Below are 25,207 nucleotides of genomic sequence, written 5' to 3'. Positions count from 1 at the left end.
CCCTATGCATGGAATAAGCCGAAAGCGGCTATCCATGTGGACAAGACTCCTTCTGTTGATCTCGTTGAGCTGGCTCAAGAGCAGGAATTTTGCGCATGGGTACAGCGCACGCTGGCACCATTGCCGCGCTTTATTCGGCGGCGACTGCGTGATCGAATCAATCATTTCCACAACACCAAAGGCCGGCACATTGCCCGCCTGAAGTTGCGCGATATTGTTCGCCGCGATCTGCCGATTATCGCCAGCGTCACTGATGAGTACGCAATCAAAGGCGATGGCGAAGACATACCACCATTTGTGCACCTTGACGCACTCTTCCATAACTTCCAGCACCTGCGAGTGCTGATCGAACGTTTTAATCGGCTCCCTGACTTTACCGATGAAGATATTGAGCTATTGGCGCAAGACATCGCCATTTATATGACCGGCGTATTAAGTGAAGTAAATGAGACGCTTGGTGCGCTAGGTGATCGTGAGCTGGCTATGCAGCTATATCGGGAAGCGTCCGCGCTTACCGCAATGTTCCAGGTCAACCCTCCGCTGTCGTCCAAAAAATCCATATGGGTAGATGAAGCGGTAGTGTCAGTGCAAAAAATGCGAGATGCGCGCTATTGGCAGCGCAACCTGCGTAAATACGCCATCCGCTGGCGTGAACATTTGCACATTGCCTTCGGTGACGTTCGTCGCGGTATTTCTCCCTACTGCAGCAAACACCTCGCCGAAGAGTGGGATCAGCGGCGCAAACGCAGCCGCGCGATCATGAGCAAGCTGGAGCTGGAAGATCAGGATACCGGCGAAAGAATATCGCTCATAGAACAAATCGATAAGAGCATTTCAAACCCGGAAAAGCGCCGCAACGAATTGATGACCCGCATCGGTGGGTTTGAAAAAGTCGCGACACTTGAAGGGTATACCGGCAGCTTTTTTACCCTGACAGCCCCATCCAGCTATCACGCGTACAGCTACAGCGGACACCGCAACAGCAAATGGAACGGCAAAAACCCGCGCCAAACGCAGCGCTATCTGAATCGCGTATGGCAACAAATCCGGGCAGAACTCAAGCGTAATGATATTCCGGCGTTTGGCTTGCGCGTTGCCGAATCACATCACGATGGTACGCCGCACTGGCACGGTCTGCTTTTCACCACACCGGAGCACGTCGAGCCACTGCGCGAGATCATGCGAGATTACGCCACGCGTGAAGATGCCGAAGAGCTGGCCGGCAATCACGGAAATCAACCCCGATTTGAAATGAAGCCGATCGATGAAAGCATCGGCAGCGCGACGGGTTATATCGTCAAATATATCTCCAAAAACGTCGACGGCTACGCGCTTGACGGGCAAACCGACGACGAGAGTGGCCGACCGCTGAAGGAAACAGCCAGGCATGCCACCGCCTGGGCGTCATGCTGGGGCATCCGTCAATTCCAGTTCCTCGGTGGCGCACCGGTAACTGTCTGGCGCGAGTTGCGCCGCATGCGAAATCAGGAGTTGGCAGACCAGATCAACCCGCTGTTCGGTGAATTGCATCGTGCTGCTGATGGCGGTGACTGGGATGAATACACATTACTGCAAGGCGGTCCGTTTGTTCTGCGCAAAGATCTGCGCGTCCGTACCTGGTATCAAACCAAAGACGAACCGAACGATTACGGCGAGCACCTTTCCGTGATCAAAGGCTTGGTAATGCCAACCGTAAACATTCCACCGGTTGAAACACGGCTTCGGAAATTCAGCATTGTCAGAATGAAGCCGCTGCCGCTGGCCGACGCCGATCAAGGGGTTGACCTTGACCTACAGGGCGCGTCTGCGCCCCCTTGGACTCGTGTCAATAACTGTACTGAGGTCAAAAAACAGTCAAATTCGAGCGGTGATCCACCACTGAATAACGAGCCGGAACAGCTTGAGATCGGCCAAAAATCGGCCAGCAGGCGAAAACAGCTTGCCGACAGCCTTCGAAACCACAAACCGGACCGGAAAAAATCCTCAGCCGAAGAGTTTGAGGCGCTGGCCTATGCTATTACGTCCGGCGAATGCACCGAACTGGAGCGCCAGCGGGCAGAAAGTTACCTGCGCGCAGCGCAATCGCTCAGGCAGATGGAGGAAAAGGTCACGCCGTTGGTCTCTGGCGTTGCAGAGCAGGTGAAACGCTGGGCGAAGATCCGAAAAGTCACCGTGAGCGAGCACCAGGCTATTCAGCTGGCTATGGGGAAAGAAGTCACCGTGCTGGATACGGTTTATCAGGCAAATCAGGTTACCGGTGAACTAATCGTTACCGGCATGGATAAGCAGTGGCGGAAATCCATTGCAAAACACAAAGCCACAGACCTGGTATCGCGCTGGAAAGCATTGACTAAAAACCGTGTAGCTCTGACGTAGATATCACCACTCACTTAGTGAAGACCACAAACATAACACTGTAATTACATATAGTATTTTTCTTTCCTGTCAGGAAAAAAAATGCAATACTATAAGTAGTCCACACAATAAAGTTTTAATTTACATGAAAAACAAGAGGTTACAAATCAAATGGGCGACTTGAGCGGAATTCAATCAGATTTAGCCCAGTTAGTCCGACTGGTGATCGCTGAACAATATGATGATGTGCGGCTATATGTCGCACGTTTAGTGCGTAAGTATCGTGAACCAATGCCAGCGCTGTCCGAACAACTGGATTTGTATTTACGTAGCAAACCACAGAAGCCAGCCCAAGGGTTAAGAAAAGCTAACCCTCCAGAGTTGGCTAAACAAACCATGCCTGTCGACGAAGACTCAAGGCTTACCTTGTTGAAAGCACCATCGGATAAAACACTAATTTCTAAACCGATGCTGACAAGTGCCATGGAAAATTCGTTGGACCAACTTATCCTCGAGCGTAAAAGTATCAAACGTCTCGAAGAGTTGGGGTTACTACCAACCCGCTCTGCTATCTTCGTAGGCCCCCCTGGTGTAGGTAAAACACTAACAGCTAGTTGGCTTGCGCAAAAATTAGGCGTTCCATTTTATGTACTTGATCTAACTGCCGTTATGAGTAGTTACCTTGGCAAAAGTGGTAACAATCTAAGAGCTGCTTTGGACTTCGCTAAGAAAAGTCCATGCGTATTACTTTTAGATGAAATCGATGCAATAGCTAAGAAAAGAAGCGATGATTCAGATGTTGGGGAGCTTAAGCGCTTAGTAACCGTTATTTTACAAGAAGTAGATGAGTGGCCATCATCAAGCTTATTACTTGCAGCGACTAACTATGCAGAACTGATAGACCCTGCACTGTGGCGTAGATTTGATCTCGTTCTGAACTTTGAAAAACCAGATCAAGATACCATTCGTGATGCAGTAAAAAGATTCTTAGGTCCTGATTATGCCATTTTTGGAAGATGGATGGATGTGCTAACCTTAGCTTTCAAAGATGAATCATTCAGTAATATAGAGCGTTCTATTAACAGATTTCGTCGTTCTGTAGCTTTGGGGATCGCATCTGATGAAGAATTAATTGAGGAGTTCATAAAAGGTAGACTATCAGAACTTGACAGAAACGAAAGAATTGAAATAGCAATTAGTCTTACTAAAAATTCCAAGCTTCCTCAACGCGCTATATCTGATTTGACTAGTGTTAGTAGGGATACTATTAGGAAATATCGTTCAGCTAATATTGGCTCAGCACAGTAAGGAATCATTATGCCAAAAACAAATTTTTTAATTGGTAGAGGTGAGTTATTAACTCATGACATCCCCGGACCAAGAAGAAGAATGGATAAATCTGAGGTATACACATTGTCTGAAGCTAGACAACGACTTGTACCACAAGTGCAATCTGCTATTAAGGCATTCGATTCGCTGCCTGCTTCTGCATGTCCAAATAATTTTGCTGTTGCAAAGCTAACACTAAACCCTAGTTACATTGCGAGGTCTTATTTCCCTTCGGCACTGTTAAAAGATACTGGTTTGGAATCTATTGGCAGTAAGACAGTTAAAATCACTCCGGAAAGTTGGAAACGAAAAGCTGAAGTGACAGAATATCCAACAACACAAATTTTCGTTGCGGGTAAGAGAACAGCGTTCTCAGCCCTAACTGAGTGGATTGCAGCACTAAAAAGCAATTCTACTGAGGCCATTGATTTTGCAAGAATAGAGAAATTCCAACCGTTCTTGCCAGAAGAGCGTATTGTAAATACAGGGATTGATAATGAATCTTATTTTGAAGTAGGAATACATTTATTATCAGATGAAGGGCGGGATTTTGTCCAGCAACAATTTATCACATATGCTAGTTCGCTAAATATTATTGCCCATACTGAATTAGCGTTTACTGCAGGAACCCTTTGGTTCCTGCCAGTTGAAGGCTCAGTAGAGCAAATTCGTAGACTTGCTGAATTTACTTTTGCGCGTGTTATTCGACCTGTTCCAAAACTTCGTGGAATTCGGCCAATGCGACGCGCTGGGGGGCAGAGGCGCAATGCACCCTTCCATCAGAAGGACCTTTATCCCCTGAAATAAGGGTTGCGATTCTAGATGGAGGCTTGCCCGAAAAACATCCAATTGCCCCATGGGTGAGATCTTACCGTGTATTAGATGACCATGCTGAAGATGATCCAGATGCGCTTGATCACGGCCTAGCTGTATCTTCTGCATTTCTCTTTGGACCTATAAATACTAAGGTAGAAGTCCCACGTCCATACGCTTATATTGATAACTTAAGGGTTTTAGACAATAAAACTTGCGAAGAAGACCCTCTAGAACTCTATAGAACTTTAGGGTTTATAGAAGAAGTATTGCTTTCCAGGCAATACCAGTTTTTAAATTTAAGCTTAGGGCCTGATTTGCCTATAGAGGACACCGAAGTTCACGCTTGGACCTCGGTTATAGACGATTTATTAAGTGACGGTGATACATTAATGACTGTCGCTGTCGGTAACAATGGCGAAATGGATCGCGAATCCGGTAACGCAAGAATTCAAGTACCTTCTGATAGCGTCAATGCACTTGCTGTTGGTTCTAGTGATTCAACTGATAATGCACAATGGAAAAGAGCTTCCTATAGCGCTATAGGTCCAGGGAGAAGTCCAGGTGTAATGAAACCTGACTTGGTTGCTTTTGGTGGGGAAACGACAGAATATTTCCATGTGCTTAGCAAAGGAACAAAACCTGTAGTTTCCCCTGAGAGAGGTACCAGTTTTGCGGCACCTTATGCTTTACGCTCAGCTGTTGGCATACGTTCCATATTAGGCAGTGAACTCAGCCAACTCGCTATTAAAGCGTTACTTATTCATGCAGCCAATCCCCTCGACCATGACTGCACTGAAGTAGGTTGGGGTAAGTTACCAGAAGATCTAAGTGATGTTATTATCAGTCCCGATGGAGTTGCACGCATTGTTTACCAAGGAGAGTTAAAACCAGGTAAGTATTTACGTGCACCTGTGCCCATTCCTGATTCAGGGTTAAAGGGAAAGGTAAATTTATCAGCTACGTTCTGTTACGCTACAGCGACAGATCCTCAAGACTCTGCATCTTATACGAAAGCAGGTTTAGAGGTCTCATTCAGGCCAAATGATGCAAAGGTAAAAGAAGGTAGTAAAAATGCTGATACGGTTGGTTTCTTTGATCTAAAAAAATTCTCTACAGAAAGTGAACGTCGTTCTGATATGGGAAAATGGGAAACCGTCCTACATAGTACAAAAACGATGCTTGGCACCTCGTTAAAAAATCCTGTTTTTGATATTCATTACAATGCACGAGATGCCGGAGCTAGCATCGTTAGCAGTAAGGCTGAGAAAATTAAATATGCCCTGATAATTACGGTTAGGGCTGCAAAACATCAAGATCTTTACAACGAAATCTTACGTGCTTACAACCAAATATTAGTACCTATTCAACCACAAACCTCTATCCCAATTCGACCATAACTTATCTTCGCCCCCTGCTTGCGGGGGGCACCTTATATTCAATACATCGCCAATGCAAAATTGCGCACAATTTTGCACAATAATTCGATCCTCCCTATTGCGAACCTGCGACAGTACTGGTGCGGGTTCGATCTACTTTGGATCTTGCACAATAAAGAGGGTGTGAGGCGCGCAGGCGAGGCGGGGGAGTAAGCGCGCGCGTTGGGTCATGGGGAGGGGGTCATGTGCTTCATGAGCGGGCGGCTGTGAGGCGCGCACTGTGATGGTGCGTAGATGCGGTGACACGTGACAAGCACGCCAGAGGACCGCATAGCGCGGCTGGCGAAGGGAAAGTGATTGATGCTGTGAATACCAGCGTTAGATCGGGTGGGATGAGGTCGAGCAATGGGGAGACGGCCGCCATAGACAGCGGCGGCCATGCTGCAGCGGTGGGGTTAGTCGACGTTCAGCAATGCATACGGGTTGAAGCGGATCACCTCCTCCCCCATCCAGTCATTGACGTGCTTCATGGCTTCCATGATCGGCGTCAGCTCGTTGATGGCGAACACCCTGGCCGCCTTCTCTACGTCGCCAAACGTGCCGTTACCTTCCGGCATGGCGCCCATCAGCTGCGGTGGCACGCGGTGGGCAGCGAGGATATCGTCACGCGTCGCGGACTTCACGCCCAGGAATTCATCCTTGGCTGAGATCTGGCTGAACGGCAGGATCTGCACCGAGTCCTTGCCGCCGTTTGGCGCATGCAGCAGGATGTTTTTGAATGCCCCACCGCGCCGCGTGTCGGTCAGCGTCTTCTTCAACTTGTCCAGGCTTTCCTGGTCAGCAATAGCGCTGTTGACGTAGACGATGCAGCCGGCATGGCTGCCGTTGTCGTAGTACAGCTTACGGAACGTGTCGGCCGAGTGGGACAGGTTGGCCGACAACAGACCGGCGAAGTACTCCGGCATGCCGTAGATCTCCTGGTGAATGTCCGGGTTGATAACATGGCAGACCGCGCCGGTCGGAAATTGGTAATCATCAAGCCCCGCCTGGATAAACCAGTAGGTATCCAGGTCGGAGCCGCGCCGGGTGTACTTCGCCAGCGTGTGATGCAGCGCCAGCGGCCCACCGAGTACATTACGACGCAACTCCAGATAGGCATTGCCGAATACCACCCAATCCATGGCGAAGGCAGAGAACGCCTGCCGCGACAGCAACCTGTGCGGGATGAAGCAACCGGCCAGCACGTTACGTTTGAAGATCAACGCCGACTGATGCCAACTGGCGTGACCGAACTGGCGGGCCAATCCATACCAGCTGATCGGCGTATCGTAGTACCGACCGTTGTCGGCGCAATACATCGAGTCCAGCAGGTCATAAGACGACGATACCGGCCAGGGGCCATCAAACGAGAAGGTACTCAGGCCAGGGAGTTTTTGCAGTTCGGCCGCCAGATCCGTCTGCGTTTCTGCTGCCGGCTGCTGGCGTGCCTGCGGGGATTTTCTTTTGCTCACGTTAATACTCCATAACCGTCATGTTGCCGCCGCCATCTTGTCCCAGCGGCTCGTTAATGATTGCCAGCATGGTCGCCCAAGCCAGGTCGCCATGGCTCACGCCACGGCTGCGGTCGGTGTCATAGGTGATCATCCCGCCGGGCGTCACCACCTTGCGCACCGCGCTAAATGCCGTGATCAAATCACGCTCTCCCCGGTCGAACTCCCAGCGACCACCGCGAACGATCTGCTGCATCTTCAGTACCAGCATGCGCTTGCTGGCCGGGTTGAACTGGTAACAGACTGCCGCGGGAAACTTCTTCTTAACCAACTGCCACACCGCCTCACCAACCCCCTGCCCATCAATGCCGATGTGCTGCACGTTGTAGCGCGATAGCATGCCGATGATCAGATCGGCCTGCGCCTCGAATTCCATCCCCCGGACGCGCTGTGTCTCGATGGTGCGGAATTTACCGCCGGCGACCAGCGGCACGGCGTTGACCGAAATCGCCCCGCTGTCGCCCTTCCCGCTGGCGCCGTTGGGATCGTAACCAATCCAGACCGGACGATCGGCCATGGGACGAGAAGCGTAGGGTTTCCAGTCCGGCCAGTCGTCATAACCATCTGCGCCGCAGGTCAGCAACATGTTGTAGTCAAAGGCCGATTCACCGTTGCGGATAAACTGGCAGCCGTAGAGGTTGTCGTACTCTTCCGGGCTGTTTTCATCGCGGATTTCATCGATATCCGTCAAATCCCAGCCGTGATCGATGGCATCCTGCAGTGTGACGATCTGGCGCCAGATTTTATCCGGGCACATCAGGCCGCTGTTCAGGGTCTTCCAGGACGTGTCGAACTCTACGCGGTTGCTGCTGGTGCGGCCTTTGTTGAAGGCTTCCCCCGTCCAGAACGGATAAGCTTCATGGCTTTCGGCTGACGGGGTGGAAAAGTAGGTACGCGTCAGCCCTTTCAGCGTTGCCATGGCGCCGGCCACCTTCTTCAGGTTGGCGAACTGGCCCACCCAGAAAAACTCATCAAAGAACAGGTTGCCGGTGTACGACTGTGCCGTCGCCGCTGACGTGCCGAGAAAGTGCAGCTCGGCGCCGTTGAACAACTGGATCATGTCGCCGCCTTTCAGTTCAACGTCGACTTCTGCGGCGGCGGAGCGAATGAAACTGCGGAACTGGTACGCCTGCCGGCGACTGGCTGACAGAAATATCTGGTTAAGTTGGTGCTTGTACTTCACATCGTCGGAGAGTGCGCGCACCAGTGCTTCGCGGGCAAAGTACCAGGTTGCCCCCACCTGGCGGCTTTTGAGCACCATGCGGTTGCGGTGATGGTGGTTGTCATACCAGCCCCGCTGGTGCCAGTGCAGCGAGCCAAGAATGTTTTCACGCAGCTGCGCGATCTGCGCTTCGGAGAAGAAGTTTTGCTTTTTGCGTACCTTCTTTTTCGGTTGCGTGGCTGGCGTGCCGTTGTCGAGCTTTTTCAACTGGCGCGTGAGCAGGTCAATTTCCTTGAAGTCCCCGCCGCTCTTTTTGTCCTTGCCGGTCAATTGCACCAGGCGCGCATCGAGTGAGGTGGTGACCCGCTGAATCGGGGGTGTTTCGTCCCATTCGTCGCGCTTCTTCCAGGCATAGACCGTGTTCTGATTGATCCCCATCAGGCGTGCAATTTCCGCCGGCGGGTAACCCTGCCAGTAAAGCTGCCTTGCCCGATGCCGGGTAAATGTTTCCTGAACCGTCATAGTCTCCCCCCATGTTCTGCCGGGGAGGTTAACCCGCGCGCGTGGGGGCTTTCTTGCGGTGCTGGCTGTCAGCGTTCTGCGACAACAACAACGCGTTGAGAGGGGGCCGGGCGCCCTGCCATCATCACCGGGAACTCAGAAACCGAGCGAGTAAACGAACATGGCAGGCACAGCAAAACCACGTAAGAAATTCCGTGTTGCCGTCTCCGGAAACACCGTTGATGGCCGCGAAATTCAACCGCAGCACCTTCGCGACGCGGCAGCAAATTACGACCCGGCGGTGTATGGCGCACGCGTCAACATTGAGCACTATCTATCCCCGTATCCCGGCAGTGATTTCGGGGCTATGGGGGATGTAGCCGCACTCAGTGCCGAAGACATTACCGAGGGGCCACTATCAGGACGTACTGCGTTGTATGCAGAGATTGAGCCCTCCGAGCGCATGAAGCAGATGACCGATAAAGGGGAAAAGGTCTACTCCAGCATTGAGTTGCATCCGCAATTTGCCCTCAACGGCAAAGCCTACGTAATGGGCCTCGCGATGACGGATACGCCAGCCAGCCTCGGCACTGAGCGCCTGAAGTTTGCAGCACAACAGCGTGCACAGGTCATGGCCTTCAATAACCAGCAGGCAGAACCGCCGATGTTCACCGAAGCCATTGAGGCGGAAGTGATCGAGCTCAACGCTCAGCGCGGTGAAGAAGGCAAGCAGTGGTTTAACCGCGTCATGGGCATCCTCGGCAAGGGTAAGAAAACCGACGACGAACGTTTCAGCCAGGTGCATCAGGCGGTCGAGGTAGTCGCGCAATCACAGGCCGACCTGTCCGACCAGTTCAGCAACGCCGAGCAAGTGGCCACCAGTAACAAACAGGCCATCGAGAAGCTGACCGCCGACCTCGCTGCACTGCAGCAGAAGGTTGAAGGCACGGACGGTAACTACAGCCGACGCCCGCCGGCCAGTGGTGGCAACAACGCGCAGCTGGCTGACTACTGAGCCAACGACTGATATTCACAACGAGAGAAATAGAGCATGGAAAATATTACCCGCGAGCTGTTTGATCAGTACGTTGCCCGGCAGGCACAGCTAAACCGCGTATCACCGGCAGCAGTCGCCGCAAAGTTTGCTGTTGACCCAGCGGTACAGCAGAAACTGGAGGCCGCAGCGCAGGAAAATGACTCCTTCCTGAGCAAAATTAATATGTTCGGCGTCACCCAGCAGATCGGCCAGAAAGTGCTGATCGGTAGCAAGGGCCCGCTGGCCGGGGTGAACAACAGCACCTCCGCACGCCGTAATCCTGTCGCCAACGACAAGATGGAGCCGTTCAACTACATGTGCCGCAAGGTCAACTATGACTACGGCATCAGCTACGAGCAGTTGGACGCCTGGGCACATCAGCCCAACTTCCAGCCGCTGATCAGCTCCGCGATGGCTCGCCAGATGTCACTTGACCGCATCATGATTGGTTTCAACGGCACCCGTTATGTCGACCCGTCAGACCGCGCAGCCAACCCGCTGTTGCAGGATTGCGGTATCGGTTTCCTTGAGAAAATCCGCAAGGAAGCGCCGCACCGCGTCATTTCCGACATCACCGTAACCTCACGTGATGAAGACAACAAAATCATTACCAAAGGCACCTACGGCAACGTGTCCGCCGCGGTCTATGACGCCAAAAACAGCCTGATGGATGAATGGCACAAGCGTAACCCGGATAACGTAGTGATCCTGGCCGGCGACCTGCTGACAACCAGCAACTTCCCGGCAATCAACGCCATGAGCCAGACCAACCCGAACACCGAAATGCTGGCCGGTCAGTTGATCGTGGCGCAGGAGCGTGTCGGGAACATGCCGACCTTTATCGCGCCGTTCTTCCCGGTCAACGGCATCCTGATCACGCCGTTTAAAAACCTGTCGATCTACTACCAGCGCGGTGGCCTGCGTCGCACCATCAAGGAAGAACCGGAGTACAACCGCGTCGCGACCTACCAGTCGTCGAACGATGATTTCGTCATTGAGGACTACGGCAACGTGGCCTTTATCGACGGCATCACCTTCGCACAACCTGCGAGCGGCGGTTAATCACCCGGGCGGGCGCCTGCCCGCCCCACTTCGGGGACAAAACAATGCTGACACCGGCACAAAAACATTTTCAACGCGTCATGGCGGAGCGCCACGGTAAGACCGAGGAACACTCGGACGCCGCGCGCACCGCGCACGAACAAATTCTTCACCGTCTGCGTATGGATCAGAGTGCACTGAAAAAAGTGCAGTCTGACCAGGCGAAAGCGGCGATGAAAAAGCAATTACTGCCGCATTACGAAGGCTGGATCGACGGCACCCTTGAGGGTGACAGCGGCCGCCAGGATGAAGTGATCGTCACCCTCATGATTTGGGCCATTGATACGGCTGATTATCCGCTTGCTGTGCGCATTGGCCGCTATGTCATCGCGCACGACCTCGCGATGCCTGACCGTTTCCGCCGTACAGCGGCCACCGCACTGGTAGAAGAGCTTTGCGATCCCATTCTGGTGCAGGTGAAGGCCGACGAAACCGCAGACCTGACCCCTTACCTGTCGGTGCTGGATGAACTTGCACAGATTGTCGACGGCAAGGATATGCCAGATCAGGTACTCGCCAAGCTGTTCAAGGTCCGCGGTTTCGCACTGCGTAGCGGCACCGAAGCCGACCAGGTTACCGCGCTGGGGTTACTGCGCCAGGCGATTAAGTTGGACGCTGGCGCCGGCGTGAAAAAAGAGATCGAACGCCTGGCGCGATTGGTTAAAAAAACCAGTCTGGCAACCGCTGGCGAAGGGGAAAGCAATGCTGAAGGTACTGACACAACTGGTGCTGATGCTAATACAGCAACAGGTGATGGTAATACCACCGCCGCTCCCGATGCCGACGCTGCAGCATCGTCAGAAACGACTGCGGTGGCCACGAACCCCAGCAGACAACGCCGCACCCCGAGCAAAGCGCCAGCGAAGAAAACAACCCGTAAGGCGCCAGTAAAGAAAACCAAGACGTCAGCCACTGAATAAAACGACTTGCGCCCCGTGCGCTGGCGGCGCGGGCGGAGATCTGCCGTGCATGGCACGTGCTTTTCTCCACTCGCTCACCGCCACCTTTTGAGGAGATTGGGCCATGAGCCTTGTTGCCGGACGTGCCGTCACCCCCGCCGCTGACGATGTGCCAGATACCGATGATAACGGCGAGAAGGTCACCGCCGGCCCTTTCTGGCCGGAGATAGCACTCAGCGCCATACGCATGGAAATGCGCATAAACGGCGCGGTGACCACCACCCGATTGAAGCACGCCGTGATCGAGGGCGTGGCCCATGTGATCGACCAGTTGACCCGCTGGCAAGCCGTCCAGCTAAAAGCCGGTTATGTCTCACTGGCGGCCGTCCCATCCGGTGAAATCAATGGCGAAAGCGTCAAGGTATTCCGTTATCGCCGTGCGGTGTACAGCCTCACCCGCGCGTATCTGATTGAGAATTACCGCGACGTTGACACCACCGGCGACGCCGGCGAGAAACACGCCGCCGCACTTACCCTGCAGGCTGCTGACCTGTGGCGCGATGCTCGCTGGGCTATCGCCGATATTCGCGACGAAGTGCGCAATTACGCGGAGGCATTCTAGTGAAAGTGCGAGCCATGCAGGGCGACACGCTGGATTTATTGTGCCAGCGCCATTACGGCACCACGCAAGGCGTCACCGAAGCCGTACTGGCGGCCAATCCGGGGATTGCCGAACAGATATTCCTGACCGCCGGCCAGGTGGTCGAGCTGCCGGAGATCGACCGGTCAACCCAACAGGAGACTGTGCAGCTATGGACGTAATCGATCGCCTTTGGAGCTGGATGATCTACTCCTACTCCACCGTGCTGATGGGCATCGGCATGATGACACAGCGCGAATGGCTGGCGACCGGCGGGCTGGTAATCGGCTTGATCGCCGCGGCGCTGGGCGAAATCCACCGCCGCCGGGTTGCGCGCAGCCAGGCGATCACCAACGCCCTGCTGGCGCAGCTGGTTGACGCGGTGCGCAGCGATGCCGAGAACCGGCAGGATGTGAAAGCGCTGATCAGCGAGCTGAAAGGGGGCCACCGGTGAGAAGAAAAAGTGTTATCGCCTGCAGTGTGGCCGCCATTGTGGCGCTGGCCGGTGCCCTGTGGCCCGAGAAGGTGCGCACCAGCCAGGCGGCACAGTTAAAAATGGCGAAGTACGAGGACTGTCGCAAGACGCCCTACTACTGCCCCGCTGGGGTGCTGACCATCGGCATGGGCTCAACGACCCGCGTCGAAGATCGGGAATACTCGGAAACAGAGATCGCCGAGCGCTGGGTAAACGACCTGGTACGCGCGGAAAAGTGTATCAACAGCAACTTTAACGGCGCCGCCGCTCCGCAATTCGTGTTTGAAGCGCTGACCGACGTCAGTTTTAACGTCGGTTGCACCGGGATCAGTTGGTTCACCGATCGCCAGGGCAAAAAACAGCGCACCACCTTGTGGAAGAACGCGCAGGTCGCGAACTGGCCCGGTGTATGCGACCGGCTGACCGATTTTGTGAACTCCGGCAGCAAGCGTCTTCAGGGGCTGGTGAATCGCCGCGAAGAGTTTAAAGCCTGGTGCTTATCAGACCCTGCGCTAAAGGCCGCCAAATGAAGGCGGTAGCGGTATTAATTCTGCTGTTTCTGGCGTCGTTGGCCGGTCTGGGCTGGCAGAAGCATCAGCGGGAGCTGGCCGAACAAGGCCGGGACAATGCAGAGCGTGCCCTTAATCAGGCTGGTGATGTGCTGGCCGAGGTTCGTGCCCTGCGCGCGGACGTCAGTGATATAGAAGCGAACATGAAGGCGCTGAGCGAGAAGCGAGGCGCAAGCGGAGAGCAACGACGTGAAACCATCAAAACCGCGCTGGCCGGCGAGACGTGCGCCACTGCTCTTGTGCCTGCTGCTGTCGCTGGCAGCCTGCAAAAGCGCGCCGCCGAAGTCCGCGCCGCAGATTATTCAGGAGCCTTTGCCGGCAAGCCGGACAGCAAACACTGATGCACCTGCAGCACCGTCACCCATGACTTACGGCAGCCTTGCGCCGTGGTCTGATGCGCTGCTGGATGCACTGGACAGCTGTAACGCCGACAAGGCCGCCATACGTGAATTGGAATTGAGGCGCATCGCCCGGGGGATCAAGTGAAAAAAGCCGAATTGCTACGCGACGCGCTGATCGCCAGTAACCAATGGTGCAAGGCCAATCCTGAACAGTTCACTGTGTGGGTGGAAAAAGGTCATATCGAGATCCAGGCCACCGGGGAAAGCTCGTTTATGTACCTATACCCCATTCAGGTGCTGGCGATGGACTTCCCCGGCCAGTTGGATGATCTCATGCTGCCGCTATTGGCCTGGGTGTGGGAAAACCAGCCCGACCTGCTGCTAAACCCGGACAGCAACAAAACAATTGAATTTGACGCCGATATCGTGAGCGACGACAGCGCCGATATTCTGCTGAAATTGCCGGTCTGGGAGCGCGTCATGGTGACCATCGAGAACGGCAAGCCGGTCGCGAAGCATCTGGCGGAAGATAAGCCACGCTTCGGCGGCGGCGATTGGCAGATGGTCTTTGACCCAGAGCAAGGCGGGGAGCTATTGCCATGACGGATGCCGCGCTGTTTCACCAGTTGGATCAGGTGTTCGCCGACATTCTGGGCGGCATGTCACCTGCCGGCCGTATTCGCACCGCGCGCGAGGTGGGCAGGATGCTGCGTCAGAGCCAGTCACGCCGTATCGCGCGACAGGAAAACCCGGACGGCTCGAAATTCGAGAAGCGTCGCCGCAAGGTGCTGCGCTCGCAGGCCGGGATCGGCTTCATCTGGAACGGTGAAACCCGCCGACTCAGAAACTGGCGGGCGACCAAGGGAAGCCGTGGCCGCATGCTGACCGGTTTCGATGAAGGGCGCGGTGCCATTCGCTCCTTCTATCGTGAGGATATCGAGCGTTATCTCGATATCAACTTTATCCAGACCCGCAAGGACACCACCAAGGCTGACCCGATGTTTAGGCGCCTGCGTACCGCCCGATTCCTGAAGGCGCGCGCCGATGCCGGCGGCGCAACAGTGGGATATTCCGGCGTTGCCGCCCGTATTGCCCGTACGCACCAGTACGGTCTACGTGACCGGGTGAACAAATCCGGCGCGGTAGCAACCTACCCACAGCGTCAGTTGCTGGGGATCACCAAGGCTGACCGCATGGCGATCGCCCGTTCGGTCATTGACTCGCTGGGGGTGAAGTAGTGGGTACCGCCGAGTTAATTCGCCTGCTGGAAAATGTGATACGCATCGGCGTGGTCACCGAAATCGACGAGGACACCTGGCGCGTACGCGTCGCCAGCGGCGAGCTGGATACCAATTGGTTGCGCTGGAACGCACAGCGCGCCGGTGAATTCAGCATCTGGATGCCACCATCCATCGGTGAGCAAGTGTGGTTGGTCTGTATTGGTGGCAACCCGGAAACGGCCATCATCGGTGGCAGCCTGTACAGCAACGAGCACCCTGCCCCCGGCAGCTCAAGCAACGAAATGGTGATCACCGCCCCGGATGGCGCCAAATTCCGTTATGACGCCGACGCCGGCGCGCTGGAAGTCAGCGGCATCAAGACGGCCAAGGTATCGGCAGAGGTAAAAATCATCCTCGATTCTCCTGTCGTCGAATGCACTGAGCTGCTGAAAACCAAAAATCTTGATGTCACCGAAGGCGGTGACATGCGTGGGGATATCACACACAGCGGCGGTGCCTTCATCTCTAACGGCGTGCAGGTCGACGACCACGACCACGGCGCCGTGCAGCGCGGTGGTGACTGGACGGAGGGCACCCGATGAGCGAGAAATACCGCGGTATGAATGCCACCGGCACCGGCACGCTGACCGATGAAGATCACGTTTGGCAGTCGGCGAATGACATTTTGCTGACGCCTATCGGTTCGCGCGTGATGCGCCGTAACTACGGTTCGCTTGTACCCGACCTGCTGGATGCACCACAGAATGACGTCACTCGCCTGCAGCTAATGAGTGCGACCGTGATCGCATTGGCAGCCTGGGAGCCGCGCCTTGCGTTGAACACTGTCAATATCAGCTATTCACCGACAGGGGCCGTCACCGCAGAAATGTCCGGCCTGCTGACGGAGAGCATGGAAAAGAGCACCGGCACGGTCACGCTAAGGAGTCACAACGATGCCAACGATTGATCTGTCACAGCTGCCATCGCCGCAGATTATCGAGGAACTCGATTTCGAGACAATCCTCATCGACGTGAAGGCGGTCATGGTTGCCGCTTTCCCTGCTGAGCAGCAAGCGTCGGTCATCGCGGTCCTGTCGCTGGAATCCGAACCGCTCAACGTAATCGCCCAGGCAATGGCCTACCGAGAGCTGCTCTTACGCCGCCGCATCAATGAGGGCGCCGCCGCCTGCATGTTGAGCCATGCCGAAGGCACTGACCTGGACAACCTCGCCGCCAACCTGGACACCAAGCGCCTGACGATCACCCCTGAGACGGATACCGCCGATGCGGTGATGGAAAGTGACGAGGCCCTGCGCCTGCGTGCGCAATCGGCATTCGAGGGGATGAGCGTCGCCGGACCGTCAGCGGCGTATGAATATTTTGCCCGCAGCGCCAGCGGCAAAGTTGCTGATGCCAGGGCGACCAGCCCGGCACCTGCGGAGGTGGTGATCGCCATCCTGTCAACCGAGGGCGACGGCACAGCCTCGCCGGAACTGCTGGCCGCGGTAACGGTAGCCGTTAACGATGAAGAAGTGCGCCCGTTGGGCGACCGCGTAACAGTCCGCAGTGCAGATATTGTCGATTATCTGATTGATGCCGAGCTGTTCTTGTATCCCGGTCCAGAATCGGAGCCCATCATCAACGCCGCCATGGCGTCGTTACGTGCCTTCCTGGTCGCAAACGATAAGAAGATCGGCCGGGATGTCGCACGTTCAGCGATATCCGCTTCGTTGCATGTGCAGGGGGTGCAGCGCGTGATATTGCGCTCGCCGGCCGCTGACTTGCCGATCTCCGACGTACAGGCAGCGCGCAACGTCGGTTATGCCGTCGAAAATGGCGGAACCGATGAATAACACCCTGCTCCCGCCATCGGCCGGCGCCTGGATGCGCCACACCGAAACGGTCACTGCGCGGCTGTCGGCGATCACGGTGGCCCTGCGCACGCTCTGGACGCCGACGGCCTGCCCGGTAGAGCTGTTGCCGTATCTCGCCTGGGCGCTGTCGGTTGACCGATGGGACAAAAGCTGGCCGGCTGAGAAAAAGATAGCGGCGATCCAGCAGTCCTACTGGCAGCACCGCCGTAAAGGCACGCGCGCCGCCGTGCGCCGGGTGATTGAGAGTATGGGATTTTCGGCCACCTTCGCCGAGTGGTTCGATACCGGCGACCAGCCGGGAACCTTTCGGCTTGAAGTCGACGTTAACGAAATCGGACTCACTGAAAAAACGCTGGCTGAATTAAACCGCCTGATTGCTGATGCAAAGCCGGTCAGCCGGCACCTTGCACAGATGAACATTGCGACGAAAGTCAGCGGCTTTATTTATTCCGCCGTCTCTGTACATGACGGCGATATTGTCACTGTCTACCCTGCCGATTACGAGCCGGACGACAGCATTAAATACAACGGTATTCCGCGCTTCGGCAGCGGTTATCACTATTCCGGGGGAAAAAATGTCTGAACTACGCGAAGAAGCAAAATGGGAAGACTCGATATATCAGATTAAGCGCGGTGATGAAGTATCAGGTGGCCGTGATGGTGTGGCAAATAAACCCACCCGGCAATTGGCAAACCGAACCCGGGCATTAAAAAACGACGTGGATAAGCTAAACACGTCCGTGATGAGCGATGCCAAGATTTACGACAGTATCGACGAGGCGCAGGCGGCAATCAACGCAGGCACCGAAACCCGCAGGCTGTTTACCGTCAACTCACCCATCACTGACTATTGGGTGGAGCAATACGAAAATGTTAACGGTATCGCCACACCGACCGGTAAGAAAATTGTCACGGCGGCATTCGTTGAAGCGGTCGAGCTGCTGGCGTCGACTACCGACAAACGCACGCGGGGCTTGCTGACGATGCCCCGCTCAAAAAAGCCGGTCGATTTTGTCAGCCGACAGGGTAAAAGCATGTTCTCAATCAATGGGAACAGTGAAAAGGAAATGCCCGGTAAAACCTTCTCCGATTACATGAATATTTTGCGTGAGCTAATTATCGGGCCGTCGGCATTGCGTCGCGCGCGGCCTGGTTATCTGTTTAATCTGGTCACGGGAGGCAAGCGCCTGCTGGCCGTGCGCGATGATGGCGCCGGCACCCTCGAATATCGCGGTATACCGTTAGAAACGCATATTGGGCTGTTGCAAAACACCCTGGGTGGCTTCGGGGATTCGATATCAGACAATGGCCGTAACCCGGCTGATGCAGGTAAGCCGCGCGGGTGGACCTATAACGCGCGTTCATGGCAGATGTGGTCATCGCTGTTTAGCAATGGTCGAATTAAATACGTCGGTCAGTGGGCGACGGGCGGTTATACAACGGCGGACATGATCCGAGATCACTTGAAGCCTGCCATCGCTGCGAAACCACGCTTCATGACGTTTCTCGGCGGGCGAAATGATGTTATTCAAAAAAACAGCGACGGCAGTTTCAAATTCTCAATCGCAGTAATTAAAAACAACGTCAAATACATTCTGACCGAATTCAGAAAGAACGGGATTATTCCCGTTGTCTGCTCGATGGCGGCTCAGAATAACGCTGACCCTACGTTAAAGGCGCGAGAAAATGAGATTAATGCGTTTTTGCGAGCATATGCTACGGAACAAGGGTTTCCGTTCGTTGATATGCGTACCGTCACCGTTGACCCGATGACTGATGGTTGGAAAGACGGCTATAACGACGTGCTGCAGAACGGACAGCCAGACCCATCACACCCTGTTGCGCTAGGGGCCTTTCACATGGGTAAAGCACTATCTGCAGCGCTTGAGCCATACACCATGCCAGTGTATCCGCAACTTGCAATCGCGAACCCAGTGACGCAGGGCGGACCAAACACCATTATTAACCCGCTGTTTTTGGACGTCGCCGCGGGCGTGCCCGCAGGCTGGATAGTGGGGGCCGGCAACGCCGCCATTACGACAGAGCCCACGGTCATCGGTAACGTTCTTACCGTAACCGGCTCAGGGAGTACGATTGCGCGCGTATCGCAAGTGGTAGCCGTCTCGCCCGGCGAGGTACGCACATTTAGTTTCAGGGTAAAAACGGACGTTACCGATAAAAACTCAACAGCCTGTTATCTCGAAGCCAACGACGCCAATAAAACGAACCTCGCCGGGATCAGGAAGTGGAATCATTCAACGGATGGGTTTATGACATTCAGCTATGACGTCCTTATCCCCGCTGAAGTAACAGAAATTAACGTCATTATCGCGGCTAATGCGGCAACAATCAGTGTCGGCCAGATGGGGTTATTAAAACAGGAGGCAGTATGATTATTATTTGTGATGGCGTTGTTAATGCCGGTGATTTGGAGTTAGCAGAGCCTGAGATGCTGCTGAATGACGATGCCAGCGTCGCCACATACGGGATGCAGGATAAATACGACTCCAGCGGAAACGCGCGCGACCTGGTGACAGAAAATGAATTCACTCAGCGCGGCATGGTCACCGTTGCTGACTCAGTGCACGGCGCTGACACAGGCATTATTGAAACAGACGAGATGACGTTTGCGCTCTGCATCAATATGGATAAACCCGGCGTTAGCGGTCGTCTCTTTTCCAATTTCTATCCCGGTGTAGCGCCGTTCTCGGGCATTCAGTTGCGCATTGAACCCAATGGCGTACTGATTTTGCAAATTGCCACCGGGGATGTAAATAACGGTCAGACGGGTACTATTTCCGTGACCTCGGTCGAGAACGGCGGAGCTGTCGGGGGATGGACGCGCTTCACAGTAACAATTTCGAATACCGAAGCATCGATCACACGCGCAGCGGGTAATCGTGCGGTAACGCCAATCGCGAAGCGAAACAAATCGACCCGACCGTTGATACTGAATGGTTCTCCCAGCCAGGAACAAAACATGGGCCTGCCTGGGATCATGGGGGTTGTCGCTGTCTATGACAGAGTATTGACCGCCGAGGAACAGACAGATAAACGTGACAAACTTAAGACGATCATGGGCCTGCGTGGCGAATTCGTTAATTAACAGGTGGGAATATGGCCGATAAAAAGTTTCTCACTCTGATCACTGCCGCGGGTGCCGAACGTCTGGCAAATGCGGCAGTCACAGGCACGCCGGTAGCCATCGCAGAAATGGCCGTCGGTGATGGCGGTGGCCTTTTGTCGATGCCGAATAGCGCCAGCACCGGCCTGATCGGTGAGCAGTACCGCGGCATACTGAATAAACTGACGATCGCGGACAGTGATGCCAGCGTCATCGAAGCAGAAATGATCATGCCGCCACAGATCGGTGGTTTCTGGCTTCGCGAGTTGGCGCTATACGCCGAAGATGGCGAATGCATCGCCGTTGGCAACATGCCGGAAACCTATAAACCGTTACTGGCTGAAGGTTCGGGCCGCTTCCAAATCATCAGGATGCAATTGAAAGTCAGCAGCACGGCCGATGTTGAGCTTATCGTTGACCCATCGGTAATCCTGGCAACGGTCGAAGACGTCAATACCCTGGAAGAAAAGGTCAAAGACTATACCGATGACCAACTGTCAGACCATGAGCAATCGCGCAACCACCCGGATGCAACGTTGACTGAGAAAGGCTTTACTCAGTTGAGCAATGCCACGGACAGTGACAGCGAGAAATTGGCTGCCACGCCAGCAGCAATCAAAGCTGCCATTGCAACCGCAATCCGCGAGGCATGGGAGCTGGACAACCCGGTTGGATCTTCTCGTCTGTTCAACCAGAACTTAAATCCCAATGAACGTTGGCCGTGGTCAACGTGGGAGTATGCCGGCGAACATCTGACGATCAGAACGGCGAAAGCTGACGGATCCGATGTTGGCGCTTTGGGTGGTAGCGACACCGTGACCATTTCGCGCGCCAATCTGCCGGCGGAAGAAATCAACGTATCGGGTACAGCACAAGATACCGACCTTGGGACTAAACGCACTAAGCTGGGCGGAAAGCACGTTCATCATGGCGTACCTAAACGCAACAGTGATTATGAGTTGGGCGGCAACAATCGGGTATTCTTCGACCCGTATCAGGAAGGTGACACGGACGAAGCCGGCGAACACGATCACGAATTGGAGTTAGGCCCGCACGGCCACCCCGTTTCGGGGAAAACTGACGCGCTGGGCCAGGGTCAGGCGGTCAGCGTCGTTGAACGCCACAAACTACAAATGCTGTGGCATCGCGTGGCCTGACCCATCAGCAAACAACAAAGCCCCTTTCGGGGCTTTTTCTTGTCCTGCAGTACAGCCGGCAGCAACTATGTCACCAGGTACCGGCACCATCATTTCACCCGAACAGACCGTTGACCGAATCCGATACCGAGTTAATCGCCTTTGTCGCACTGGTACGCAGTTCGCCCAGCACGTCGCTGGCGGATGTCGTTTGCAGCTTCTCCCTGAAATCGCTGTCGACTCGGCTCAGGCTGATAGTGAACTCAATTTTTTTCGCATTCCCATAGCGGTCAAACTCCGACTTCCCCCGCTCCAGTCGCGTCATGACATACATGCCGTAGATCCGGCCGTCGCCCTCAATCAGCGGCCAGGGACGCCCGGCATAGCCGATAGTCTCCAGCGTATACAGCGACACTCCCCCGCCGGTGACTTCAGGGTACAAAACACCGTCAAGCGTGATGTTTTCCTCTCCCGAGCCAATGTACTGCCAGGCGGCCGACTGGTTGATACGCTCGTTCTTTACGTGGCGCCACTCCTGTGAATGGCGCAACTGCTGATACGGAAGCGTGCGCAGCGTAAAAACAAACATCCCGAATACCATCATCATGATCCTAACCTCCGTTAATCTCGATCGCGGAATGACCCGCGGTTACCTCTGGCTGTGCTGGCCATCGCATCACGCACCGCATTTCGCACCATCCGTTCCAGTTCCTGATCCGAACGTTTGCCCACGTCGTTAAAATTCAACTGGAAGATGGGCGCCCCGCCTCCAGGTGCAGATACCGGCGACATAGCGGCTGGCTGCGTTGCAGACGGAACCGAGAGCACACCACCGCCCGCCGCAGCAACACGCGGTACAGGCTGCGGCATGACTCGCGCCTCCTGGTACGCTCCACGCAGCGCCAGCGCACGGGGAAGGTTTTTAAAGATGATATCCCCCGGACCAATACGTTTAGCGGCGGCTTTGGTATTGTCCGCGGTGGCCTTGGTACTGCCGGCAATCTCACTCAGCCGGCGCTGCGTGCCGGTATCGCCGGTAAGCGCCGGAGGCTTCGGGGCACCGGTGTTTACCGGTTCGGGTTTCGTTACCGCATTGAGATCACCGGTCAATACGTTGATGCGATTTTGCAGTAAAGCCAACCCTGAAGGGGTCAATTCCAGCTTCGCCTGCTCGGCTTTTTGCTTAGCCCGTTCGATGCCATCCGGGATTAAACCAAGTTTTTCAAGCAACCAGCCGACGGAATCCATCAGAAACGTGATTGGTGCAAACAGCAATTGCAGTGCTGAACCAAACACCCGGCCAAACGTTTCACCGGCGCTGGCGCACTTATCCAGCGTCTCTTTGCTGGTCTGCATCGGTGACAGCAGTTTGGTAAACCAGTCCCACACACGACCAATGGCGTCGCCAATCACGCCGAAAATTGGAGCAATGCGGGCAAACGCATCACGCAGAGGCGCCAGCGCCTGCATAAAACCGGCACCGAAGCCGACAAAGAACGCCTTAATTGGCTCCCAATAGCGCCAGATAAGCACGCCGGCCGCGACAAAGGCCGCACCAATCAGCCCGATCGGGCTTAGCAGAAAAGACAATGCCGCAGCCAGCGCCGAGATAGCACCGGTTATGACCCCCCAAAGCGTAGACAGCCCCGTCAGCCGTAACGCCAGCCCGACCACCCCACGCACCAACGAGCCCAGGGCAGCCGATGGCGCCATGAAAACGCCCATCAACATACCGCGCAACGGCACCAGCGAACTGAACAGCCCACGGAAACCGCCAGACAGTGACGCCAATATGCGCGACCAGCCGCTCACCCTCGCCATGGCATTGCCACCTACGCCAACAAAACCACGCAACGCGGCAATGGTTCCCACCACCCCGCGCCCACCCGTCAGCAAAGTAAAGCCCAGCCGCAGCTTAGCCAGAGGCCCAATCAACAAGCCGGTGGCGAGGCTGGCGATACCCAGCGACGCAACCAAGACAGTGAGAGCGCCAGCAACTAACAGAATTGACTGCGCTAAACGCGGGTTTAATTTCACCCACTCACTCGCAGTATTAATCGCCTCACTCAATCCTTGCGTCAGCTTGCGCAGCGGCCCGTCGGCGGTTTCCTCTACCTGAATACGGAAACCTTCCCACGCTGAGTCCAGTTCTTTCAGGTCACCTCCGAGGTTATCAGCCATCACCTTGGCGGCTTTTAATGCTTCCCCCTGAGCCTTCTTCAAATCACTCAGCAGCTTCTGCAATTCGCCACTGCCGGCAGACAGTACCAGCGACTGGAATGCCTTTGCGGCTTCCTCACCGGCAATATCCTTGAAAAAAGACAACTGATCGGTGTCGCCGTATTTCTTAATCTTTTTGTAGAGGTCGGACAGAACAACTTCGGCCGGGCGCATTTTGCCGGTGGCATCGGCCACGGTAACGCCCAGTTCTTTCAGCGCCGCTTTAGCTTTCCCTGTTGGCGCCGCCAGGCGGGAGAACGTAGTTTGCAAACCTGTACCGGCGATACTTCCCCGCAAGCCGACGTTAGCCATCACGCCAATCATCGCCGTCGTTTGTTCAACGCTGACGCCGAGGTTAGACAACCCCGTACCGGCGTACTTCATCGCCTCACCGATGTTCTGCAGATCGGTGTTTGTGCGGGTGAACGCCCCGGTCAATACGTCACTAACACGATCCATTTCCTTCGGGTCGAGACGGAACTGAGACAGGATGTTTGAGCTGATATCCGCGGACTCACCGAGATCCATGCCGCCGGCCAGCGCCATATTGAGCACGCCAGGCAGTGCGGCCTGAATCGCCTGTGGCGTAAAGCCGGCCATTGCCAGGAATGCCTGTCCGCTGGCGGCGTCGCGGGTGGTGAAGGCGGTTTCGGCGCCGAGTTTTTTCGCTTGGGCGCGCAAGTCCCCCAACTGTGAGGAATTTTTATCCAACCGCGTCAGCGCTTGAACGCGTGACATTTCGGCATCGAACCCAACGGCCGGAGCCAGGAAGCGGCCACCGGCGTACCCAGCCGCTGCGGCGCCGACAGCCATTCCCATGCCAGAACTGCGCAGTTTGCCGGCGGTGTCTTTGGCGCGGGTGTAACCGGCTTGCGCCTGAGTAACTGCCGCCAGTTGGCGCCGTTCCCGCTCCAGTTGCTGGTTATATTGTGCCGTTCGCCGGATGGCACTTTGCACCGCGCCGCTGCCGGCCGACAGATTGACGCCATGCTGCCGCACAGCCTGGGAGGCTTCGCGCAGTTTTGCAGTCTGCAGGCTGTAGGTTTGCGTCAATCGTGAGAGCTTGCCACGCAGGGTTTCCAGGTGCACAGCCTGGGCGTCGGTCAGTTGCCCGCCTTCTCGCACAACCTGATTCAGGCCGTTAAATTCGCGCTTTGTGCGATTAATTTTCTGCGCAGTATCGTTGGCCTGCGTGCGCAGCCGATCGAAGCTGGCAGCCTGTTTATCCAGGTCTTTGACGGCACTTTGGGTTTTCTTGAGGGAGTCAGAAAGGCCGCTAACAGCTTTACTAGCGGCTTTAACCGGGCGGGTGAGTTTGTCAATCGCGCTGAACGCGACGCGAATACTAAGATCCATGATCGTCCTCTTCGTCTTCATCGTCATGGTTGCCGCTGCGGATGGCGGCGCGCTGACGCCAGGCCATCAACTCGCGCAGCTCCATGCCGTACATCTCGGAGGGCGGCCAGTGGAAAACAACAGCAAT

Annotated in this window: 26 protein-coding genes; 21 read left to right on the top strand and 5 right to left on the bottom strand. The window is 55.2% G+C overall.

The features are described 5' to 3' along the window. The first annotated feature begins 36 nt into the window (after window positions 1-36). The 4 genes from EBA31_RS10715 (at window position 37) to EBA31_RS27060 (ending at window position 5,897) form a co-directional block, all read left to right on the top strand. On the top strand, window positions 37-2,376 hold the full coding sequence (locus tag EBA31_RS10715; protein WP_238387452.1) for a replication endonuclease: 2,340 nt from the start codon (window positions 37-39) through the stop codon (window positions 2,374-2,376). A 150-nt stretch (window positions 2,377-2,526) separates the two neighbouring features. Then, complete coding sequence (locus EBA31_RS10710; protein WP_122078934.1) at window positions 2,527-3,663, top strand: AAA family ATPase; 1,137 nt, start codon at window positions 2,527-2,529, stop codon at window positions 3,661-3,663. Between the two features lie 9 nt (window positions 3,664-3,672). Further along, window positions 3,673-4,491, top strand: a complete 819-nt coding sequence (locus EBA31_RS27065) for a hypothetical protein (RefSeq protein ID WP_238387451.1) — start codon at window positions 3,673-3,675, stop codon at window positions 4,489-4,491. 23 nt (window positions 4,492-4,514) lie between these two features. Continuing rightward, on the top strand, window positions 4,515-5,897 hold the full coding sequence (locus tag EBA31_RS27060) for a S8 family peptidase (protein ID WP_238387450.1): 1,383 nt from the start codon (window positions 4,515-4,517) through the stop codon (window positions 5,895-5,897). Between the two features lie 434 nt (window positions 5,898-6,331). Here the strand turns inward: EBA31_RS27060 and EBA31_RS10700 are convergent, their stop codons facing one another. Together EBA31_RS10700 and EBA31_RS10695 are read right to left on the bottom strand one after the other, a co-directional pair. Beyond that, on the bottom strand, window positions 6,332-7,387 hold the full coding sequence (locus tag EBA31_RS10700) for a phage portal protein (protein WP_122078932.1): 1,056 nt from the start codon (window positions 7,385-7,387) through the stop codon (window positions 6,332-6,334). A gap of 1 nt (window position 7,388) precedes the next feature. Further along, window positions 7,389-9,110: a terminase large subunit domain-containing protein gene (locus EBA31_RS10695; protein WP_122078929.1), complete on the bottom strand. Its 1,722-nt coding sequence runs from the start codon at window positions 9,108-9,110 to the stop codon at window positions 7,389-7,391. Window positions 9,111-9,270: 160 nt separating this feature from the next. On the opposite strand from EBA31_RS10695, the gene EBA31_RS10690 reads away from it, so the two are divergent. The 17 genes from EBA31_RS10690 to EBA31_RS10610 all read left to right on the top strand — a co-directional run bounded on the left by EBA31_RS10690 (window position 9,271) and on the right by EBA31_RS10610 (window position 21,525). Continuing rightward, window positions 9,271-10,104 carry a GPO family capsid scaffolding protein gene (locus tag EBA31_RS10690; protein ID WP_122078927.1) on the top strand — a complete coding sequence of 278 codons (834 nt, stop codon included), beginning with the start codon at window positions 9,271-9,273 and terminating at the stop codon, window positions 10,102-10,104. Window positions 10,105-10,140: 36 nt separating this feature from the next. After that, window positions 10,141-11,187, top strand: a complete 1,047-nt coding sequence (locus EBA31_RS10685) for a phage major capsid protein, P2 family (protein ID WP_122078925.1) — start codon at window positions 10,141-10,143, stop codon at window positions 11,185-11,187. Between the two features lie 44 nt (window positions 11,188-11,231). Then, window positions 11,232-12,146, top strand: a complete 915-nt coding sequence (gene gpM, locus EBA31_RS10680; RefSeq protein WP_122078923.1) for a phage terminase small subunit — start codon at window positions 11,232-11,234, stop codon at window positions 12,144-12,146. A gap of 103 nt (window positions 12,147-12,249) precedes the next feature. Beyond that, window positions 12,250-12,747, top strand: a complete 498-nt coding sequence (locus EBA31_RS10675) for a head completion/stabilization protein (protein WP_122078920.1) — start codon at window positions 12,250-12,252, stop codon at window positions 12,745-12,747. After that, complete coding sequence (locus EBA31_RS10670) at window positions 12,747-12,947, top strand: tail protein X (protein ID WP_122078918.1); 201 nt, start codon at window positions 12,747-12,749, stop codon at window positions 12,945-12,947. Before EBA31_RS10675 ends, EBA31_RS10670 begins: the two co-directional genes overlap by 1 nt. Next, the gene (locus tag EBA31_RS10665; RefSeq protein WP_122078915.1) at window positions 12,938-13,219 is read left to right on the top strand and encodes a hypothetical protein; all 282 of its coding nucleotides are present in this window, start codon (window positions 12,938-12,940) and stop codon (window positions 13,217-13,219) included. The genes EBA31_RS10670 and EBA31_RS10665 overlap by 10 nt, the downstream gene beginning before the upstream one ends. Beyond that, window positions 13,216-13,770, top strand: coding sequence for a lysozyme (locus EBA31_RS10660; protein ID WP_122078912.1), 555 nt, complete (start codon window positions 13,216-13,218; stop codon window positions 13,768-13,770). Before EBA31_RS10665 ends, EBA31_RS10660 begins: the two co-directional genes overlap by 4 nt. Further along, window positions 13,734-14,150: a DUF2570 domain-containing protein gene (locus EBA31_RS10655; protein ID WP_202914201.1), complete on the top strand. Its 417-nt coding sequence runs from the start codon at window positions 13,734-13,736 to the stop codon at window positions 14,148-14,150. Before EBA31_RS10660 ends, EBA31_RS10655 begins: the two co-directional genes overlap by 37 nt. 141 nt (window positions 14,151-14,291) lie before the next feature. After that, on the top strand, window positions 14,292-14,753 hold the full coding sequence (locus EBA31_RS10650; protein ID WP_122078907.1) for a phage tail protein: 462 nt from the start codon (window positions 14,292-14,294) through the stop codon (window positions 14,751-14,753). After that, a complete protein-coding gene (locus EBA31_RS10645) occupies window positions 14,750-15,388 on the top strand; it encodes a phage virion morphogenesis protein (RefSeq protein WP_122078904.1) in 639 nt (212 codons plus the stop codon). The genes EBA31_RS10650 and EBA31_RS10645 overlap by 4 nt, the downstream gene beginning before the upstream one ends. Beyond that, the gene (locus tag EBA31_RS10640) at window positions 15,388-15,972 is read left to right on the top strand and encodes a phage baseplate assembly protein V (RefSeq protein ID WP_122078902.1); all 585 of its coding nucleotides are present in this window, start codon (window positions 15,388-15,390) and stop codon (window positions 15,970-15,972) included. The genes EBA31_RS10645 and EBA31_RS10640 overlap by 1 nt, the downstream gene beginning before the upstream one ends. Then, window positions 15,969-16,337 carry a GPW/gp25 family protein gene (locus EBA31_RS10635; RefSeq protein ID WP_122078899.1) on the top strand — a complete coding sequence of 123 codons (369 nt, stop codon included), beginning with the start codon at window positions 15,969-15,971 and terminating at the stop codon, window positions 16,335-16,337. The genes EBA31_RS10640 and EBA31_RS10635 overlap by 4 nt, the downstream gene beginning before the upstream one ends. Beyond that, window positions 16,324-17,223, top strand: a complete 900-nt coding sequence (locus EBA31_RS10630; RefSeq protein WP_122078896.1) for a baseplate J/gp47 family protein — start codon at window positions 16,324-16,326, stop codon at window positions 17,221-17,223. The genes EBA31_RS10635 and EBA31_RS10630 overlap by 14 nt, the downstream gene beginning before the upstream one ends. After that, a complete protein-coding gene (locus tag EBA31_RS10625) occupies window positions 17,216-17,827 on the top strand; it encodes a phage tail protein I (RefSeq protein WP_122080608.1) in 612 nt (203 codons plus the stop codon). The genes EBA31_RS10630 and EBA31_RS10625 overlap by 8 nt, the downstream gene beginning before the upstream one ends. Beyond that, window positions 17,820-19,637, top strand: a complete 1,818-nt coding sequence (locus tag EBA31_RS10620; protein ID WP_238387449.1) for a GDSL-type esterase/lipase family protein — start codon at window positions 17,820-17,822, stop codon at window positions 19,635-19,637. Before EBA31_RS10625 ends, EBA31_RS10620 begins: the two co-directional genes overlap by 8 nt. Beyond that, complete coding sequence (locus EBA31_RS10615) at window positions 19,634-20,350, top strand: LamG-like jellyroll fold domain-containing protein (protein ID WP_122078891.1); 717 nt, start codon at window positions 19,634-19,636, stop codon at window positions 20,348-20,350. The genes EBA31_RS10620 and EBA31_RS10615 overlap by 4 nt, the downstream gene beginning before the upstream one ends. An 11-nt stretch (window positions 20,351-20,361) precedes the next feature. Next, window positions 20,362-21,525, top strand: a complete 1,164-nt coding sequence (locus EBA31_RS10610; RefSeq protein ID WP_122078889.1) for a phage tail protein — start codon at window positions 20,362-20,364, stop codon at window positions 21,523-21,525. A 94-nt stretch (window positions 21,526-21,619) separates the two neighbouring features. Here EBA31_RS10610 and EBA31_RS10605 read toward each other — a convergent pair whose 3' ends face one another. From EBA31_RS10605 to EBA31_RS27055, 3 genes are read right to left on the bottom strand one after another with little or no spacing between them, the layout of a single operon-like run. Continuing rightward, window positions 21,620-22,111, bottom strand: coding sequence for a phage tail protein (locus EBA31_RS10605; protein ID WP_122078886.1), 492 nt, complete (start codon window positions 22,109-22,111; stop codon window positions 21,620-21,622). Window positions 22,112-22,125: 14 nt separating this feature from the next. Further along, window positions 22,126-25,080 (bottom strand): phage tail tape measure protein, encoded by a 2,955-nt coding sequence (locus tag EBA31_RS10600; RefSeq protein WP_122078883.1) that lies wholly within the window; start codon window positions 25,078-25,080, stop codon window positions 22,126-22,128. After that, the gene (locus tag EBA31_RS27055) at window positions 25,070-25,207 is read right to left on the bottom strand and encodes a GpE family phage tail protein (RefSeq protein WP_255417493.1); all 138 of its coding nucleotides are present in this window, start codon (window positions 25,205-25,207) and stop codon (window positions 25,070-25,072) included. Before EBA31_RS27055 ends, EBA31_RS10600 begins: the two co-directional genes overlap by 11 nt.

Source organism: Serratia sp. P2ACOL2 (assembly GCF_003691565.1).
Taxonomy (GTDB): domain Bacteria; phylum Pseudomonadota; class Gammaproteobacteria; order Enterobacterales; family Enterobacteriaceae; genus Serratia; species Serratia liquefaciens.
Note: the sequence above shows the minus strand (reverse complement) of the source record. Positions and strands in the feature narration are given on the sequence as shown.

Coding starts and splice junctions, on each gene's coding strand:
- EBA31_RS10710 (WP_122078934.1), top strand. CDS start 2,527: ATGGGCGACTTGAGCGGAATTCAATCAGATTTAGCCCAGTTAGTCCGA.
- EBA31_RS10685 (WP_122078925.1), top strand. CDS start 10,141: ATGGAAAATATTACCCGCGAGCTGTTTGATCAGTACGTTGCCCGGCAG.
- EBA31_RS10635 (WP_122078899.1), top strand. CDS start 15,969: ATGAGCGAGAAATACCGCGGTATGAATGCCACCGGCACCGGCACGCTG.
- EBA31_RS10695 (WP_122078929.1), bottom strand. CDS start 9,110: ATGACGGTTCAGGAAACATTTACCCGGCATCGGGCAAGGCAGCTTTAC.
- EBA31_RS10675 (WP_122078920.1), top strand. CDS start 12,250: ATGAGCCTTGTTGCCGGACGTGCCGTCACCCCCGCCGCTGACGATGTG.
- EBA31_RS10630 (WP_122078896.1), top strand. CDS start 16,324: ATGCCAACGATTGATCTGTCACAGCTGCCATCGCCGCAGATTATCGAG.
- EBA31_RS10600 (WP_122078883.1), bottom strand. CDS start 25,080: ATGGATCTTAGTATTCGCGTCGCGTTCAGCGCGATTGACAAACTCACC.
- EBA31_RS10645 (WP_122078904.1), top strand. CDS start 14,750: ATGACGGATGCCGCGCTGTTTCACCAGTTGGATCAGGTGTTCGCCGAC.
- EBA31_RS10690 (WP_122078927.1), top strand. CDS start 9,271: ATGGCAGGCACAGCAAAACCACGTAAGAAATTCCGTGTTGCCGTCTCC.
- gpM (WP_122078923.1), top strand. CDS start 11,232: ATGCTGACACCGGCACAAAAACATTTTCAACGCGTCATGGCGGAGCGC.
- EBA31_RS10625 (WP_122080608.1), top strand. CDS start 17,216: ATGAATAACACCCTGCTCCCGCCATCGGCCGGCGCCTGGATGCGCCAC.
- EBA31_RS10665 (WP_122078915.1), top strand. CDS start 12,938: ATGGACGTAATCGATCGCCTTTGGAGCTGGATGATCTACTCCTACTCC.
- EBA31_RS10620 (WP_238387449.1), top strand. CDS start 17,820: ATGTCTGAACTACGCGAAGAAGCAAAATGGGAAGACTCGATATATCAG.
- EBA31_RS10605 (WP_122078886.1), bottom strand. CDS start 22,111: ATGATGATGGTATTCGGGATGTTTGTTTTTACGCTGCGCACGCTTCCG.
- EBA31_RS27065 (WP_238387451.1), top strand. CDS start 3,673: ATGCCAAAAACAAATTTTTTAATTGGTAGAGGTGAGTTATTAACTCAT.
- EBA31_RS10615 (WP_122078891.1), top strand. CDS start 19,634: ATGATTATTATTTGTGATGGCGTTGTTAATGCCGGTGATTTGGAGTTA.
- EBA31_RS10610 (WP_122078889.1), top strand. CDS start 20,362: ATGGCCGATAAAAAGTTTCTCACTCTGATCACTGCCGCGGGTGCCGAA.